Annotated in this window: 13 protein-coding genes; 7 read left to right on the top strand and 6 right to left on the bottom strand. The window is 71.5% G+C overall.

Annotated elements, in window-relative coordinates:
• Positions 1 to 65: 65 nt before the first annotated feature.
• Positions 66 to 2,012: a glycoside hydrolase gene (locus tag ABZ880_RS44285; RefSeq protein WP_361275980.1), complete on the top strand. Its 1,947-nt coding sequence runs from the start codon at positions 66 to 68 to the stop codon at positions 2,010 to 2,012.
• A gap of 259 nt (positions 2,013 to 2,271) precedes the next feature.
• Positions 2,272 to 3,753 carry an RICIN domain-containing protein gene (locus ABZ880_RS44280; RefSeq protein ID WP_361275978.1) on the top strand — a complete coding sequence of 494 codons (1,482 nt, stop codon included), beginning with the start codon at positions 2,272 to 2,274 and terminating at the stop codon, positions 3,751 to 3,753.
• A gap of 88 nt (positions 3,754 to 3,841) precedes the next feature.
• On the opposite strand, the gene ABZ880_RS44275 is transcribed toward ABZ880_RS44280, so the two are convergent.
• Both ABZ880_RS44275 and ABZ880_RS44270 read right to left on the bottom strand, forming a co-directional pair.
• On the bottom strand, positions 3,842 to 5,407 hold the full coding sequence (locus tag ABZ880_RS44275; RefSeq protein WP_361275975.1) for an FAD-binding protein: 1,566 nt from the start codon (positions 5,405 to 5,407) through the stop codon (positions 3,842 to 3,844).
• Between the two features lie 58 nt (positions 5,408 to 5,465).
• Positions 5,466 to 5,960 carry a nuclear transport factor 2 family protein gene (locus ABZ880_RS44270; RefSeq protein WP_361275973.1) on the bottom strand — a complete coding sequence of 165 codons (495 nt, stop codon included), beginning with the start codon at positions 5,958 to 5,960 and terminating at the stop codon, positions 5,466 to 5,468.
• Between the two features lie 197 nt (positions 5,961 to 6,157).
• Between ABZ880_RS44270 and ABZ880_RS44265 the strand changes: the two genes are divergently transcribed.
• A complete protein-coding gene (locus tag ABZ880_RS44265) occupies positions 6,158 to 6,961 on the top strand; it encodes an SDR family oxidoreductase (protein ID WP_361275970.1) in 804 nt (267 codons plus the stop codon).
• 25 nt (positions 6,962 to 6,986) lie between these two features.
• Positions 6,987 to 8,207 carry an acetyl-CoA C-acetyltransferase gene (locus ABZ880_RS44260; RefSeq protein ID WP_361275968.1) on the top strand — a complete coding sequence of 407 codons (1,221 nt, stop codon included), beginning with the start codon at positions 6,987 to 6,989 and terminating at the stop codon, positions 8,205 to 8,207.
• A 301-nt stretch (positions 8,208 to 8,508) separates the two neighbouring features.
• Here ABZ880_RS44260 and ABZ880_RS44255 read toward each other — a convergent pair whose 3' ends face one another.
• The gene (locus ABZ880_RS44255; protein WP_361275965.1) at positions 8,509 to 10,122 is read right to left on the bottom strand and encodes an AMP-binding protein; all 1,614 of its coding nucleotides are present in this window, start codon (positions 10,120 to 10,122) and stop codon (positions 8,509 to 8,511) included.
• A gap of 176 nt (positions 10,123 to 10,298) precedes the next feature.
• Here ABZ880_RS44255 and ABZ880_RS44250 point away from each other — a divergent pair, with 176 nt between their 5' ends.
• Positions 10,299 to 10,937 (top strand): TetR/AcrR family transcriptional regulator, encoded by a 639-nt coding sequence (locus ABZ880_RS44250; protein WP_361275962.1) that lies wholly within the window; start codon positions 10,299 to 10,301, stop codon positions 10,935 to 10,937.
• Here ABZ880_RS44250 and ABZ880_RS44245 read toward each other — a convergent pair.
• Both ABZ880_RS44245 and ABZ880_RS44240 read right to left on the bottom strand, forming a co-directional pair.
• Positions 10,927 to 11,685, bottom strand: a complete 759-nt coding sequence (locus ABZ880_RS44245; RefSeq protein WP_361275960.1) for a CoA-transferase — start codon at positions 11,683 to 11,685, stop codon at positions 10,927 to 10,929. The two genes, ABZ880_RS44250 and ABZ880_RS44245, sit on opposite strands and share 11 nt — an antisense overlap.
• Positions 11,682 to 12,560 (bottom strand): CoA-transferase, encoded by an 879-nt coding sequence (locus ABZ880_RS44240; protein ID WP_361275957.1) that lies wholly within the window; start codon positions 12,558 to 12,560, stop codon positions 11,682 to 11,684. The genes ABZ880_RS44245 and ABZ880_RS44240 overlap by 4 nt, the downstream gene beginning before the upstream one ends.
• A gap of 148 nt (positions 12,561 to 12,708) precedes the next feature.
• Here ABZ880_RS44240 and ABZ880_RS44235 point away from each other — a divergent pair, with 148 nt between their 5' ends.
• Positions 12,709 to 13,587 (top strand): aldo/keto reductase, encoded by an 879-nt coding sequence (locus ABZ880_RS44235; RefSeq protein WP_361275955.1) that lies wholly within the window; start codon positions 12,709 to 12,711, stop codon positions 13,585 to 13,587.
• Between the two features lie 23 nt (positions 13,588 to 13,610).
• Here the strand turns inward: ABZ880_RS44235 and ABZ880_RS44230 are convergent, their stop codons facing one another.
• On the bottom strand, positions 13,611 to 14,069 hold the full coding sequence (locus tag ABZ880_RS44230) for a VOC family protein (protein ID WP_361275953.1): 459 nt from the start codon (positions 14,067 to 14,069) through the stop codon (positions 13,611 to 13,613).
• Between the two features lie 81 nt (positions 14,070 to 14,150).
• Here ABZ880_RS44230 and ABZ880_RS44225 point away from each other — a divergent pair, with 81 nt between their 5' ends.
• A complete protein-coding gene (locus tag ABZ880_RS44225; RefSeq protein ID WP_361275951.1) occupies positions 14,151 to 14,891 on the top strand; it encodes an SDR family NAD(P)-dependent oxidoreductase in 741 nt (246 codons plus the stop codon).
• Positions 14,892 to 14,893 lie beyond the last annotated feature (2 nt).

Here is a 14,893-nt window from a genome sequence, read left to right as displayed (position 1 = left end):
CCATCGCCACGCACCCCCACCCCGACTCCGGCACGACGCCGGCGACCCATGGAGAGGTGACACCGATGCACGACACCACACCGCACCGACGCCGAAAGGGCCGGTGGCGCACCGCCACGGGCTCGCTGAAAACCCTTGTGGGCGGGCTCGCGGCACTGCTGCTGCCCGCCGTCGCCGCCGTCCCGCTCGCCACCGAGGCGCACGCAGCCACCCCCGCACCCGCCCTGGTCACCACCCAGGCCCAGACGGTCGACGGGTTCGGCGCCTCGGGGGCATGGTGGGTCAACGACCTGAACAACTACTCGTCGACGGTCAAGAGCCAGGTCGGCGACCTGCTGTTCGGCACGTCCGGCCTGAACCTGAGCATCTACCGCTACAACATCGGCGGCAACAGCGTCGGCGTGGTCCACTACCCCGAGCGCGCCCCGCAGTCCCTGATGACCTCGCCGGGCACCTACGACTGGACCCGCGACCCGGGCGGCAGCTACTTCCTGCAGTCGGCCTCCGACCACCAGGTGCCGCACCTCATCGGCTTCGTCAACAGCGCCCCCGCGCAGTGGACCACCAACGGCAAGAGCTGCGACGGGAGCCTGGTCTCGGGCGACGAGCAGCCGTTCGCCACGTATCTCGCCGACGTCACCGCGCACTGGGCGTCCAAGGACGTGAACCTGGACTACCTCAGCCCGATGAACGAGCCGGACAACAGCCAGCCCAACTGCGAGCAGGAGGGCATGATCGTGCCCGTCTCGCAGCGCGCCGCCGTCCTCAAGGCGATCGGCTCCACCTTCGCCGCCCGCTCGCTGAGGACCGGCATCATCGCCGACGAGAGCAGCCGGACCAGCCAGCTGTTGCAGGAGGCCCCCACCTGGCTGTCCGACTCCGCCGCGGCCGGCTACGTGACCGCGTTCGCCCACCACATCTACGACTTCCCGAACGACGCCGCGCTGCGCAGACTCGCCGCGTTCGGCAAGACGTACAACAAGCCCCTGTGGTCGACCGAGGTCTGCTGCGAGCGGACCGGCGCCAACGCCTTCACCCAGCAGTACGACCCCACCATCGGCGGCGGCCTGACCGTCGCGAACTACATCTACCGCGACTTCGCCCTCGGCAACGACAGCTCCTTCCAGTGGTGGACGGCCCTGTCCAACGTGATCGGCTGCGACGTCGGCTCCGACCCGTCCTGCGCCACCAGGATCAACGGCACGGGCTGGAACGACGGCCTCATCTACTACGACCCCAAGTACGCCACCGACGGCAACCAGTCGCTGTATATGACCAAGCGCTACTACGTCCTCGGGCAGTACAGCAGATACGTCCGACCGGGCGCGGTCCGCTACGAGATATCCGGCGCCCCGTCCGGCGTACAGGCCATGGCCTTCTGGCAGAACGGCGCCTGGACCGTCGTGGCGACCAACACCAACAGCTCGGCCACCGACCTGTCCCTCGACACGAACAGCGGCACGCTCACCCCCACCGGCACCCACCGCACGAGCGACACCGAGGACCTGGCGAGCGTCTCCGACCCGGCCGTCAGCGGCTCGGTCCTCAGCGCGTCGCTGCCCGCCCGCAGTGTGACCACCTTCCAGCTGAAGAGCTCCGGCAACCCCGGCAGCGGCGGAAGGACCAGCACCAGCACGCTGAAGAGCGCCCAGTCCGGTAAGTGCCTCGACGACCCCGGGGCCTCCACCACCGACGGCACCCAGGTCATCATCTACGCCTGCAACGGTGCCGCCAACCAGAACTGGACCATGACCGGCGCCGGTGAACTGCGCGGCTACGGCAACAAGTGCCTTGAGGCCTACGGCCAGGGCACGGCCAACGGCACGAAGGTCGGCATCTACACCTGCAACGGCGGCGCCAACCAGAAGTGGACGCTCACCGAGAGCGGGGCGATCGCCGGTCTGCAGTCGGGGCGCTGCATCGACGTGAGCAACGAGGCCACCGCCGACGGTTCACCCGTCGCGCTCTACGACTGCAACGGTCAGGCGAACCAGAGGTGGACCCGCGGCTGACCACCGCCCCGTCGCCCGCGGGGGTCCCCGCCCCCGTCGGCCGGGCTGTCCGGCACAGCATCCGCCGGACAGCCCGACGTCCCCATGACTCCGGCTCAGGGACGCGGGAGGAGACACGGCCGGCCGACTCCCCAGACCGCCGCCTTCCCGGATCCCCCCCTCGGGGCCTCCTCCCCGTCCCTGGGCCGGGCCCCCACACCGCTCGACTCCCCCGCCGCGTTCCCTCGCGGCGCACCGTCCTCAAAGGAGAGGTACGCCCATGTCCCCCAGAACACCGCGTCCCGGACGCCCGACCCGCCGGTGGCGGGTCGTGTCGGCCGCACTCCTCACCCTGCTCGCCTCCCTCACGGCACTGCTGCTGCCCGCCGCGCAGGCGAACGCGGCCTCCGTGTCCTTCACCCTGGGTGCCACCAGGACCGACCAGAACGGGAACACCCTCCAGCTGCACGGTCTCGGCATCGTCAAGGTCGGCAACACCTGGTACGGCTTCGGTGAGGACAAGACCGGGGAGAACTCCGGGAACACCTCCTTCCAGGACATCCCCTGCTACACCTCGACCAACCTGTCCGACTGGACGTACCAGGGGGTGGCCCTGGCCAAGCAGAGCAGCGGCGACCTCGGCCCCGACCGCATCGTCGAGCGACCCAAGGTCATCTACAACGCGTCGACCAGCACGTACGTGATGTACATGCACATCGACAGCACCAACTACGCCGACGCCAAGGTCGGTGTGGCGACCAGCAGCACTCCCTGCGGCCCGTACACCTACCAGGGCAGCTTCCGTCCGCTGGGCTTCCAGAGCCGTGACCTCGGGCTGTTCCAGGACACCGACGGCACCGCCTACCTGCTCAGCGAGGACCGGGCCAACGGCCTGCGCATCGACAAACTGTCCGCCGACTACCTCTCCGTGACCAGTTCGGTGGCGCTGGTCGGCGACTACGAGGCGCCGGCCATGGTGAAGGTGGGCGGCACCTACTACCTCTTCGGCTCACACCTGAGCGGATGGGCCACCAACGACAACGTCTACGCCACCGCCACCTCCCCCGCGGGCCCGTGGTCGTCCTTCCGGACGCTCGCCGCGCCCGGCACCAACACGTACAACAGCCAGACGGCGAACATCATCACCGTGCAGGGCACGGCGGGCACGACCTACCTGTACGCGGGCGACCGCTGGAACACCGGTGACCTCGGCAACTCCCAGCTGATCTGGCTCCCGCTGACCATCCAGGGGACGACGGTGAACCTCGGCCAGTACCCCACCTGGTCGCTCGACACAGCCGCCGGAACCTGGTCGCCGGGCAGCGGCATACCCGGCGCCGGCGTCCACACCCTCACCAACGCGGGCAGTTCACTCCTGATGGACGCTTCCGGGGCCTCGAAGTCCAACGGGGCCCCCGTCATCCAGTGGCCGTCCACCAGCGGAGCCAACCAGAAGTGGAACCTCACCAAGGTGGCCGACAACATCTACACGCTGACCAATGTCAACAGCGGGCTGTGCCTGGACGCGCCGGACCAGTCGAAGACCAGCGGTGTGCAGCTGCAGCAGTGGACCTGCAACGGCGGCACCAACCAGCAGTGGGCGATCGACCTGGTCGGCAGCTACTCCGGCAGCAGCTACATGCTCGTCAACGTGGGCAGCGGTCTGAACCTCGGCGTGGCCGGGTCGACGGCCCAGGGCGCTCCGGTGGACCAGGAGACCACCGGGGCGAGCGCGAACAGCATGACCTGGAACGTGTCCTGACCTGGGACGTCTCCTGACGCAGTACGTTTCCTGACGCGGCGACGGCCGGTGCCCCGGATGCGGGGCACCGGCCGTCGTCCTCGCCCGTTCAGCCGGCCATATGGCGTGCCGCCAGATGGCCGAAGACCATCGCCGAGCCGATCGGCGCCCCGGGCCCGGGGTAGTACGGGCCCGCCACCGACGCCATGGTGTTGCCGGTGGCGTAGAGGCCCGGTATCACCGCCCCGTCCCCGCGCAGGACCCGGGCCGTGGTGTCCGTGCACAGTCCTCCCTTGGTGCCGAGGTCGCCCAGCACGAGCCGCACCGCGTGGAAGGGGCCCTGGTCGACCGGCACCAGGCACGGGTTGGGCCCGGTGCCGTCGGCGAAGAACCTGTCGTACGGGTCCTCGCCCCGGTGGTGGTCGGCGTCGGTCCCGTCGGCCGCGTAGGTGTTGAAGGCGCGGACTGTCTCAGCGAGCCCTATGACGTCGATGCCGGTGGCCGCGGCCAGTTCGTCCAGGGTGTCGGCGGTGTGCCAGAGCCCGGCCTCCGCGAAGGACTTGCGGTCGGCCGGGACGACGACGATGCCGGGCGGCTCCTCTCCCCAGCGGCCGTCGAAGACCCACCACACCGGCCGGTCGGGGGCGTTGCCGACATCGGCGGCGAGCATCGCGCGGCCCATGCGGTCGTAGGGCAGGCACTCGTTGGCGAAGCGCCTGCCGTCTCGGTCCACGAAGACTCCGCCGCGGAAGCCCAGGGCGAAGTTGGCCGAGCCGTCCGGGAAGAGCACCGACGGGCACCACCAGGACTCCGCGAGCAGCGCGGTGTCGGCCCCGATCGCCTGGGCAGCGAGGATGGCGTCGCCCGTGTTGCCGCCGGGGGCGCCCATCGTCCAGTCGGCGCCGGGCAGTCGCTGCCACTCGCGCCGCAACCGGTGGCTGGCCTCGAAGCCACCGGCCGCGAGGAGGACACCCTTGCGGGCGCGGACGCGCAGCGTCCCCTCTCCGCCGGAGGTGCTCAGCTCCGCACCGGTGACGGCCCCGTCGGCGTCCGTGACCAGGGCGGTGAGAGCGGTGCGCAGGCGGGTCCTGCCGTGCCCGGTCGCCCGCAGGGCCACCAGCAGCCGGGCGATCAGCGCGCGTCCGTCGGTGAACGGTCCCTCAGGGCCCCGGACGCCGAGGCGCTCCTCCCAAGCCGCGGGCCGGACCGCCGCCAGCAGGTCGTCGCCGGCCTCTGGTGCCGGGTACTCCACGGGGAACACACCACGCCCGAGCGGGAACCGGCCGGGGGCGTCGAAGTAGTCGGGGAACGGCCGGTGTTCGAACAGGACGTCGTGGTCCCGCTCCAGGAAGTCGACCGTCGGGCCCGCGTTGTCGATGTACGCGTCCTGCAGGTCGGCCGGGGTGCTGTCGCCGACGACCGCCCGGAAGTAGGCCCTGCCCAGTTCGGCCGAGTCCTCGACCCCGGCTCTCGCCTGGGCCGCGTTGCCGGGCAGCCACAGGCAGGCGCCGGCATACGCGGTGGTTCCGCCGTAGTGGCCGGTCTTCTCGACCACCAGCGTGTCGAGCCCGGCGGCGGCGGTCGTGCAGGCACCGGTCAGCCCGCCTCCGCCGGAGCCGATCACGAGGACGTCGCACTCCTCGTCCCAGTCGGTGGTCGTCTCCTCGTCGGTCATTTCCGTGACTCCTCGGTCGTGCGGGTGGCTGGGGAGGGAGCGATGTGCGGGGCCGGTTTCACCAGCGGGGCGCGGTGACGGTGCGCAGGTCGTACCAGAGCGGGAAGACCTCCCGGCGGGCGATCCGCCAGCCTTCGGCCGTACGGACGCAGGTGTCGCGGTAGCGGACCGGGCAGTACAGGTCGGTGGCGTTCCCGTCGGTCCCCCTGCTGTGGTGATGTGCCTCCGCAGCGACCATCGCGGTGGCCGATCCGCCGCTGTCGGTCACTTCCGCCACATGTCCGCCGACGAGGTGGTGGACCCGGTCGAACCCGCCGAGGTCGTCGAACTCCTTGAGGAGTTCCGCCGGCCCCCGGCGCTCCTGCACCACGGACCCGTCCGGGCCGTGGATCACCACGACGCCGTCCCGGGTGAACACCGAGAGGTAGTCCTCGCGGTCCCCGTGATCCAGCGCCGCCGCGTAGCGCTCGGCCAGGGCGCGCAGTTCCGCGCCGTCCGCGTGCGCGTGGTCGGTGGGCCCGTGCTCGGGCGGCGGGACGGGAGCGGGCGTCATGGCGACTCCTCCGGGCGGTGGCAGGTACGGACGAACAGGCCGCTGGGGCGAGTGTCGGACCGCGACGGCCCGCCTGCCACGACAGGTCCCGACGACCGGGAGCGTCCCTCGCCATGACAACCCGAGCCAAGCAAATGCTTGGTCGCTTTAACGTACCTACCTAGCGCTTGATTGGTCTTCGTCGCTAGGGTGTCGCCATGCCGATCCAGTTGGACATGTCGGGGAAGGTCGTCCTGGTCACAGGAGGGGCCAGGGGCGTGGGTGAGGGCATCGTGGAGGTGTTCCTCAGGGCGGGCGCGCAGGTCGAGATCTGCGGGCGCGGCACGCCGGGCGCCGCGCGAACGGTCGAGGACCGGGCGGCGCACTTCAGCAAGGTCGACGTACGCGACCCGGACCAGGTCGACCGGTGGGTCCAGGACATCACGTCCCGCCGGGGCCGGATCGACGTCGCGGTCAACAACGCGGGCGGCGCGCCGTTCGCCGACTTCGCCTCCGCCTCGCCCCGCTTCCACCGCAAGGTCACCGACCTCAACTTCCTCGCCCCGGTCTTCGTCAGCCGCGCGGTCTTCCCGGTCATGGACGCCCAGGACGACGGCGGCGTGGTGCTCAACATCAGCTCGATCAGCGCCCGGCGGCCCAGCCCCGGGTCCGCCGTCTACGGCGCGGCGAAGGCGGCCCTGGAGAGCCTGACCACCACCCTGGCCGTGGAGTGGGCGCCCCGGGTGCGGGTCAACGCGGTCAGTTGCGGGCTGGTGGCGACACCGGGGTCGACGGACCACTACGGCGACGCGGAGCAGACCGCCCGCGTCGCGGCGACCATCCCGCGGGGGGTCTTCGCCCGGCCCGGCGACATCGGCGGGGCCTGTCTGCTGCTCGCCTCCCCGCTCGCCGCGCACATCACCGGCGCCGTGCTGAACGTGGACGGCGGGGGCGAGTGGCCGGCCTTCCTCCAGCACTCGCCCAACACCGGTGTGCTGGCCGCGAGATCACGCGAAAGATGAATCCCGACCAGCAAGGGGAGTCCCCATGCCCGAAGCAGTGATCGTGTCCGCCGTGCGCTCCCCCATCGGGCGGGCGCACAAGGGGTCGCTCAGGGATCTGCGCCCCGACGACATCGCCGCACAGATCGTCGGGGCTGCGCTCGCCGAGCTGCCCGCGCTCGATCCGTCCGAGGTCGCCGACCTGATGCTGGGCTGTGCGCAGCCGGCCGGTGAGCAGGGCTACAACCTGGCCCGGTTGACCGCGCTGCGGCTCGGCCTCGACACCGTGCCGGGCACCACGGTGCAGCGGTACTGTTCCTCGTCGCTGCAGACGACCCGGATGGCCTTCCACGCCATCAGGGCAGGCGAGGGCGAGGTGTTCGTGTCGGCCGGGGTGGAGATGGTGTCCCGGTTCGGCAGGGGCAAGGCCGACGGGATGCCGGACACTCGCAACCCGGTGTACGCGCGGGCCGCCGAGCGCACCGCCCGCCGCGCCGCGGGCGAAGGTGCGGACTGGGCCGATCCGCGGGTGGCCGGTGACCTGCCCGACGTCTACATCGGCATGGGTGACACCGCCGAGAACGTGGCACTGATGTGCGGGGTGTCGCGGCGCGAGCAGGACGAGTTCGCGGTCCGCAGCCAGCAGTTGGCGGAGGCGGCCGACGCGCGGGGCTTCTGGAAGCGGGACATCACGCCGGTGATCCTTCCGGACGGCAGCGTGGTCGCCGCCGACGACGGGCCCCGCAAGGGGGTGACGCTGGAGAAGGTGTCGGCGCTGAAGCCGGTGTTCCGGCCGGACGGGACCGTCACCGCCGCCAACTGCTGTCCGCTGAACGACGGGGCGGCGGCCCTGGTCGTGATGAGCGACCGCCGCGCGAGCGAGCTGGGCCTCGCCCCGCTGGCGCGGATCGTGTCAACCGGGGTCTCCGCGCTCAGCCCGGAGATCATGGGCCTCGGACCGGTGGAGGCGAGCCGTGAGGCACTGCACCGGGCCGGACTCACCGTGGGCGACATCGACCTGTTCGAGTTCAACGAGGCGTTCGCGGCCCAGGTCATCCCCTCCGTACGGCAGTTGGGAGCCGACCCGGAGCGGGTCAACGTCAACGGCGGCGCGATCGCGCTCGGTCACCCCTTCGGCATGACGGGGGCCCGGATCACCACGACACTGATCCACGCCCTGCAGGAGCGGGACGGCCGGTTCGGCCTGGAGGCCATGTGCGTGGCCGGGGGCCAGGGCATGGCCATGGTGATCGAGCGGCTCGGCTGAGCGGTTGGCGGGTGGCCGGGCCTGCAGGGTCATGCGCCGGGGGCGGACGTGCGGCCAGGGCGGTCGAGAGCTCGGCCGGCACCGGCTGCCCGGCGGCTCGCGGAGTGGTCCGGACGCGCGGTCGTCAGGTGGTCCCGCCCGGAAGACGGGCGCGGGCCCCTGTCCCAGGCCATGGCGAGGTTACGGCTCGGCCCGCAACGCGGCACATACGCCCCATACCTCACGATCCAGCGGTCGACCCGGCGGCCCGGCCGCCCGGTCACCGGGTAGCCGGGTAGCCGGGTAGCCGGGTAGCCGATGGTCAGCCGAGCCGCTCCCGCAGCCCCGTCTTGAGGATCTTGCCGGCGGCGTTCCTCGGCAGCTCGGGCACCACGATCACCCTGCGTGGCACCTTGAAGTTGGCCAACCGTTCCCTGCAGTGCGCGATGACGTCCCGCGCCGAGGGCTGCGGGCCCCGGCGCGGGACCACGTAGGCGCAGGGCACGGAGCCGAGCCGGGCGTCGGGCATGCCGACCACCGCGGACTCGGCGACCAAGGGGTGTCCGGCCAGGACGTTCTCCACCTCGGCCGGATAGACGTTGAAGCCGCCGACGATGATCATGTCCTTGATCCGGTCGGTGATCTTCAGACAGCCGTGTTCGTCGAGCCGCCCGACGTCACCGGTACGCAGCCAGCCGTCGGCGTCGATCGCCGCCCGGGTCGCGGCCTCGTCCTCGAAGTAGCCGAGCATCACGTTGTCGCCGCGCAGCAGGACCTCGCCGTCCTGGCCGGTCGCCACGTCCGCGCCGTCCGCGTCGACGACCCGGATCTCGATACCCGGCACGGCGGGCCCGGTCGTCTGCTCCACGTGGGCCGGATCCTCACCGGGGCGGGAACCGGTGGCCACGGTGCACTCGGTCAGGCCGTACGCCTGTGCCACGGTCCGGAAGCCCAACTCCTCGCGCATGCGCCGGAAGAGGGACTCAGGGACGGTGGCGGCCCCGGCGGTCGCGAAGCGCAGGGTGGACGGCCGCAGTTCCGCCAGCCGGGGGTGGTCCAGGAGCGACACGAAGACGGTCGGCGCGCCCGGGAGCACGGAGATACCGGCGGACCGGATCAGTTCCAGGAGGCGGCCCGCGTCGAACGTCTCCACCGGGTAGATGGTGGCACCGGCCGTGAGGGCGGCGACCACGCCTGCCTTGTAGCCGAAGCCGTGGAAGAACGGGTTGACGATCGCGTAGCGGTCGGCGGGGCTCAGGGCCGCGCCGTCGGCCCAGACCAGGGCCGCCCCGATGGTCTGCCGGTGGGCGCTCATGACCCCCTTGGGCACACCTGTCGTGCCGGAGGTGAACATGATGTCGCAGATGTCGTCGGGGCCGACCGCCGCTGCGATCCGCGCTCCCTCCTCCTGCGGCACCTCGTCCGCGCGCGCGGTGAAGTCGCCCCAGGACAGGACGGCGTCGCAGGACACGTCCGCGGCGATGTCCACCACGTTCCGCAGCGCGGGCAGCCCCGGGACGGGGCCGGTATCGCCCGGTGCCGCCTCCCCGGCCGCCGCCGTCTTCAGCATCTCCATGTAGTCGACGCCGAGGAAGCCGTTCGCGAGGACGAGTACCGAGGCGCGCGAGCGCCGCAGCACGACTGCTGCCTCGTGACCGCGGTAGCGGGTGTTCATGGGCACCACGGACGCCCCGGCGCACTGCGCGCCGAGCAGGGCGAGAATGAACTCCAGCCGGTTGGGGGCCCACACCGCGACCCGGTCTCCCGGGCGGACTCCCACGGCGGCGCAGGCCCGCGCGGTCCGCCCGACGAGTTCGGCCAACTGCCGGTAACCGACCTCGACGGCGCCGTCGACGACCGCCGGATGGTCACCATGGCGCTCCGCCGCCCGGGCCAGCAGCCCGGGGACGGTCGAGGGAGCCGGCTCTTCGATCACGCGAGACCTCCGAACAACCAAATGCTTGGTAGGTATGCTGGGCAGTGCACGGCCCGGGCCAGCGGTCCGCAAGTCGCCGTCCCGTTCAGTGGGACGGCGGGGAGCGGGGCCTGTGGCAGGATTCGAGCACATGCTTGCCGGCCGGAGGACGAGCCCCGGCGGAAGGGACGAACGACATGGCGGCACGACGCCCCGCCCGAGCGGCAGCCCCGGCACGGACGGCGGCCAGGAACGGCACCGGTTCCGAGCGCAGGGCGGAACTCCTGCAGATCGCGGCCGGCCTGTTCGCCACCCGCGGGTACACCCAGACCACCGTGCGGGACATCGCCGACGAGGCGGGCATCCTGTCGGGCAGCCTGTACCACCACTTCAGCTCGAAGGAGGACATGCTCGACGAGATCCTCCGGGGTTTCCTGGAGCGGCTCCACGAGCGCTTCACGGAGATCGAGAAGGAAGGGACGGGCCCGAGGGAGGTCCTCGACCAGCTCATCACCCATGCCTTCACCACCATCCATGAGACGCCGGAGGCCGTGGCCCTCTACCAGAGCGAGGCGGACACACTCGTCGGGCAGTCCGGTTTCGAGTACGTCGACCAGCTGGGAAAGAAGATCGAGAAGATCTGGCTCCGAACCCTCACGGCGGGCCAGCGGTCCGGGGACTTCCGCGCCGACGTCGACGTGAGCCTGACGTACCGGTTCATCCGGGACACCGTGTGGTGCAGTGTGCGGTGGTACCGCCCGCGCGGCAAGTTCCGTGCCGAGGCGCTGGCCGAGCAGTACCTCCGCGTGCTGCACGGCGGCCTCGTCACCGGGTGACCGGGACCTCGCGGTCGCGCAGGCCCCGGGGGTCGACCACCTCGCGGATGAGCCGCAGTTCGCCCGGGTCGGGCAGACGGGTCTCGCCGGCGCCGCTCGTGTCGATCTCGAACCCGGTGTTCACCCGGACCTCTTCCGCGGTGACACCGGGATGCAGCGACCGTACGCGCAGGCGCCCCTCAGCGTCGTAGTCGAGGACCGCGAGGTCGGTGATCACCACGCCCAGGTGGTGGAAGCCCAGCCCCTTGGTGCCGCGGGCGCGGTCGTTGCCCACGCCGCAGACCACGTCGACCTTCTCGACGAAGACCTTCGGACTGTGCCGGGCCACCCAGTAGTCGGTGCGGTGGTTGGCCGTGTTGCCCGGAGCACCGCGCACCCCGATGAGCTGCCGCTTCGGACGACGCCAGTCGCCGATGAGCGAGATGTTCTGGTTGCCGTAACGGTCGATCTGGCTGGCCCCCATCATGCTCTGCCGGCGCCCGCTGGCGACGATGTCGAAGACCCGACGGTAGGGCACCCAGCCCTCGACCACTCCCCCGTCGGCGGCGGTCCGGCCGAGCGGCGGCGGCTCGCTCATGAAGTACGCCTCGCCGTCGGTGAGGACCAGGTCCGGGCTGGTCGTCAGGCGGGCGAGCCGCGCCCCGATCGAGGGCACCACACCGACCGCGTGCGCCAGCACCTCACCGGCGTCGCGCCACGCGTCGGCGCACGCGGCGGCGCACACCTCGGCCCGGGTGATCTCCGTCATCGGCCCTCCTCCTGTCCGTCGCGCCGGGCGTGGAAGTCCGCCACGGCCGCCTGGTACGCCTGCTCGTCGCCGTCGAGGAACGTCTTGCGGAACAGCTCCCAGGACCCGGTGTCCCGCGCCGCCGCCGCGTAGTGCGCCTGGAAGGTCTCGTCCCGCCCGTAGTCGGGTTCGCACGAGGTGAAGTGCGCGCCCCGCGGCGCCTCGATCACCCCGTTCACGAAGAGGCGGCTGATCAGCACCGACTGCGCGGGGGCGGCGGCGCGCAGTTCCCCGGGTCCGACGATCCGCTCGGTGCTGACGAAGCAGCGGTCGGCGGCCATCGCGAACAGGTCGTCGAAGTACGGGTCCGGGCCCAGGTACTGGGCGTTGCCCGCGGCGTCGGCGCGGTTGACGTGCACCAGGGCCACGTCGAGCCGCAGGGCCCTCATCGCCACGTACTCGTCGTCGGAGTACGGGGAGGCGATCGTCACCAGGTCGGGGTTCATGGTGAGGACGTCGGAGCCGAGGCCGGCCCGGGTGGGCAGGAAGTCCAGCCGGTTCGCGGCGGCGCGCAGCCCGGTGACGAACATGCCCTCGTCGTACTCCGCGGTCTCGACGGCGCCCCGCTCCCGCACGGCCCGGAAGTGCGGGTCGAGCGCGATGCTGTCCAGCGAGACGAAGCCGTAGACCAGCTTGCGGACCCGGCCCGCAGCGCACAGCAGTCCCACGTCCGGGCCGCCGAACGTGACGACGGTCAGGTCGCGGACGTCGGTGCGCAGCAGTTCACGCACCAGCGCCATCGGTTTGCGCCGTGATCCCCAGCCGCCGATGCCGACCGTCATGCCCGACTCGACGGTCCCGGCGAAGTCCTCCAGGGACATCGCTTTGTCACCCATGGACACTTCCTCTCACGCCCGGAAGGCTCGAAGTTCCCGAATTAACCTAGCGCTTGCTTGGTGACGAAGCAATTGTTAGGTTGACTCGGGCCGACCGATGACTGCCCGGCGACCGGGAACGGGCGGAGCACCCCCGAAGGAGACAGAGATGACCGACTCCAGTCCGAGGACGCGAACCCTGGGCGGGACCCGGGTCTTCCCGGTGGGCATGGGCGCGATGACCCTGACCCAGGTGCCCGGCTACGACGAGGCACGGGCGGTCCGTACGGTGCACGCGGCCCTGGACGCCGGGGTGACGCTCTTCGACACCGCGGACGTGTACGGCCCCGCGGCGGGGTACGGCGTGAACGAGTCGATGCTGGCCAAGGCCCTCGCGGACCACCCGGGTCCGGTCGATCACGTGGTCGTGGCGACGAAGGGCGGCCATCTCAGGCCCGGCGACCAGGAGTGGGACGTCGACGGCCGGCCCGAGCACCTGCGCCGCGCGTGCGAGGACTCGCTGCGCCGCCTGGGGTTGGAGGCCCTGCCGCTGTACCTGCACCACCGGCCCGACCCGAAGGTCCCCTACGCCGAGACCATGGGCGGGCTGCGCGATCTGTACGAGGCGGGGCTGATCCGGCGAGCCGGGATCTCCAACGCGAACCCGGAGCAGATCCGGCTGGCGCACGGGATCCTCGGCGACACGCTGGTCGCGGTGGAGAACGAGTACTCGCCGGGGTTCCGCTCCAGCGAACCGGAGATCGCGCTGTGCGAGGAACTCGGACTGACGTTCCTGGCCTGGGGGCCGTTCGGCGGGATGCGCCAGGCGAAGGGACTCGGCGCTCGGTACGCGGCGTTCGAGGACGTCGCACGGGAGCGGGGTGTCAGCACGTACCAGGTGGTGCTCGCCTGGCAGCTGCACAGGTCGCCGGTGGTGGTCCCCATCCCGGGGGCGAGCCGGCCGGAGTCGGTCCGGGACTCCGCCGCGGCGGCCGGCCTCGCGCTCAGCGGCGAGGAGCTGGCGCGGCTGGAGCGGGACGAGGCCTGAACAGGGAGAGGACCGGGCCCCGGTCAGGGGGCGCTCCCCGCTTCCGGCGGCTCCACGAGTTCGACCCGGACCCGGTCCGGGTCGAGCACGTAGACGAGACGGCAGCCCTCCAGCGGCCCCTCCCCGGCCGTGACGGGCTCCGACAGCACGGCGACCTCCTCGGCCCGCAGCCGGGCGAGCAGGGCGTCGAGTCCGTCCACGTCGACGGCCACATGGACCGAGCCCGCACGGCCGTGGTCCGGGTCGGTCACCTCCGGGGAACCGCCGACGTACTGGAGCAGTTCGATGAGTGTCGCCCCCCGGGACAGGCGGACGAAGGCCTGACGGACCACGACGCCCGGGTATCCGGTCACGGCGTCGATCCTCGGGCCGCTGCGTTCCCAGGAACCGACCCGCTCGCCCCCGAGGATCCGCGCGTAGAAGTCGAGCGAACGGTCCAGGTCCCTGACGGTGATGCCCACATGGTTGACGGAGTAGGTCACGGCGGCCCTCCTGACGGCTCCTGGAGTTAGACTAACAAGCAATTGCTTGGTTGAGGGATTTCGGCCGGGAGGAGCCCGGAAGTGGTCGTGCAGGCCGTGGACCTGAGGGACAGGATCGCCTTCGTCACCGGAGCCGGTCAGGGACAGGGCGCGGAGCACGCGCGGACCCTGGCCGGACTCGGCGCGAGCGTCGTCCTCACCGACCTCGACGAGAGCGGCGTGCGGGCGGTCGCCGGCCGTATCGCGGGCGACACCCTGACCTGTCCCCTCGACGTCGGGGACAAGAGCGCCTGGGCGGCGGCGATGGCCCGGACCGCGGACCGTTTCGGACGGGTCGACATCCTGGTCAACAACGCGGGCATCTCGATCGGGGAACCGCTCGCCGAGCTGTCCGAGGAGAATCTGGCGGCCACGCTCAGAGTCAACCTCGTGGGAGCCGTCCTCGGGATGCAGGCGGTGCTTCCGCTGATGCGCGAGCGCGGCGGTTCCATCGTCAACATCGCCTCCACGGCCGGACTCTCGGGTTACCCCGGCGGCCTCGCCTACTCCGCGTCGAAGTGGGCGCTGCGCGGCGCCACCAGGTCGGCGGCCAAGGAGCTGGGCGAGTACGGGATCCGGGTCAACTGCGTCTGCCCGGGAGCGGTCGACACCGCGATGATCAGCGAGGAGACCCGGGCGGGCGGCGGGGCGGTCGCCGGGCAGCCCATCCCCCGGGTCGGCACGCCCTCGGAGGTGTCCGCCATGGTGGCCTTTCTCGCCAGTGACGCGGCGAGTTACTGCACCGGCCAGGACTTCGTCGTCGACGGCGGGCAGTCCGCGTGAGG

The sequence above is a fragment of the Streptomyces sp. NPDC047043 genome (genome assembly GCF_040644055.1).
In the GTDB taxonomy this organism is placed as follows: Bacteria; Actinomycetota; Actinomycetes; order Streptomycetales; family Streptomycetaceae; genus Streptomyces.
This window is presented reverse-complemented; position numbering and strand designations above follow the sequence as displayed.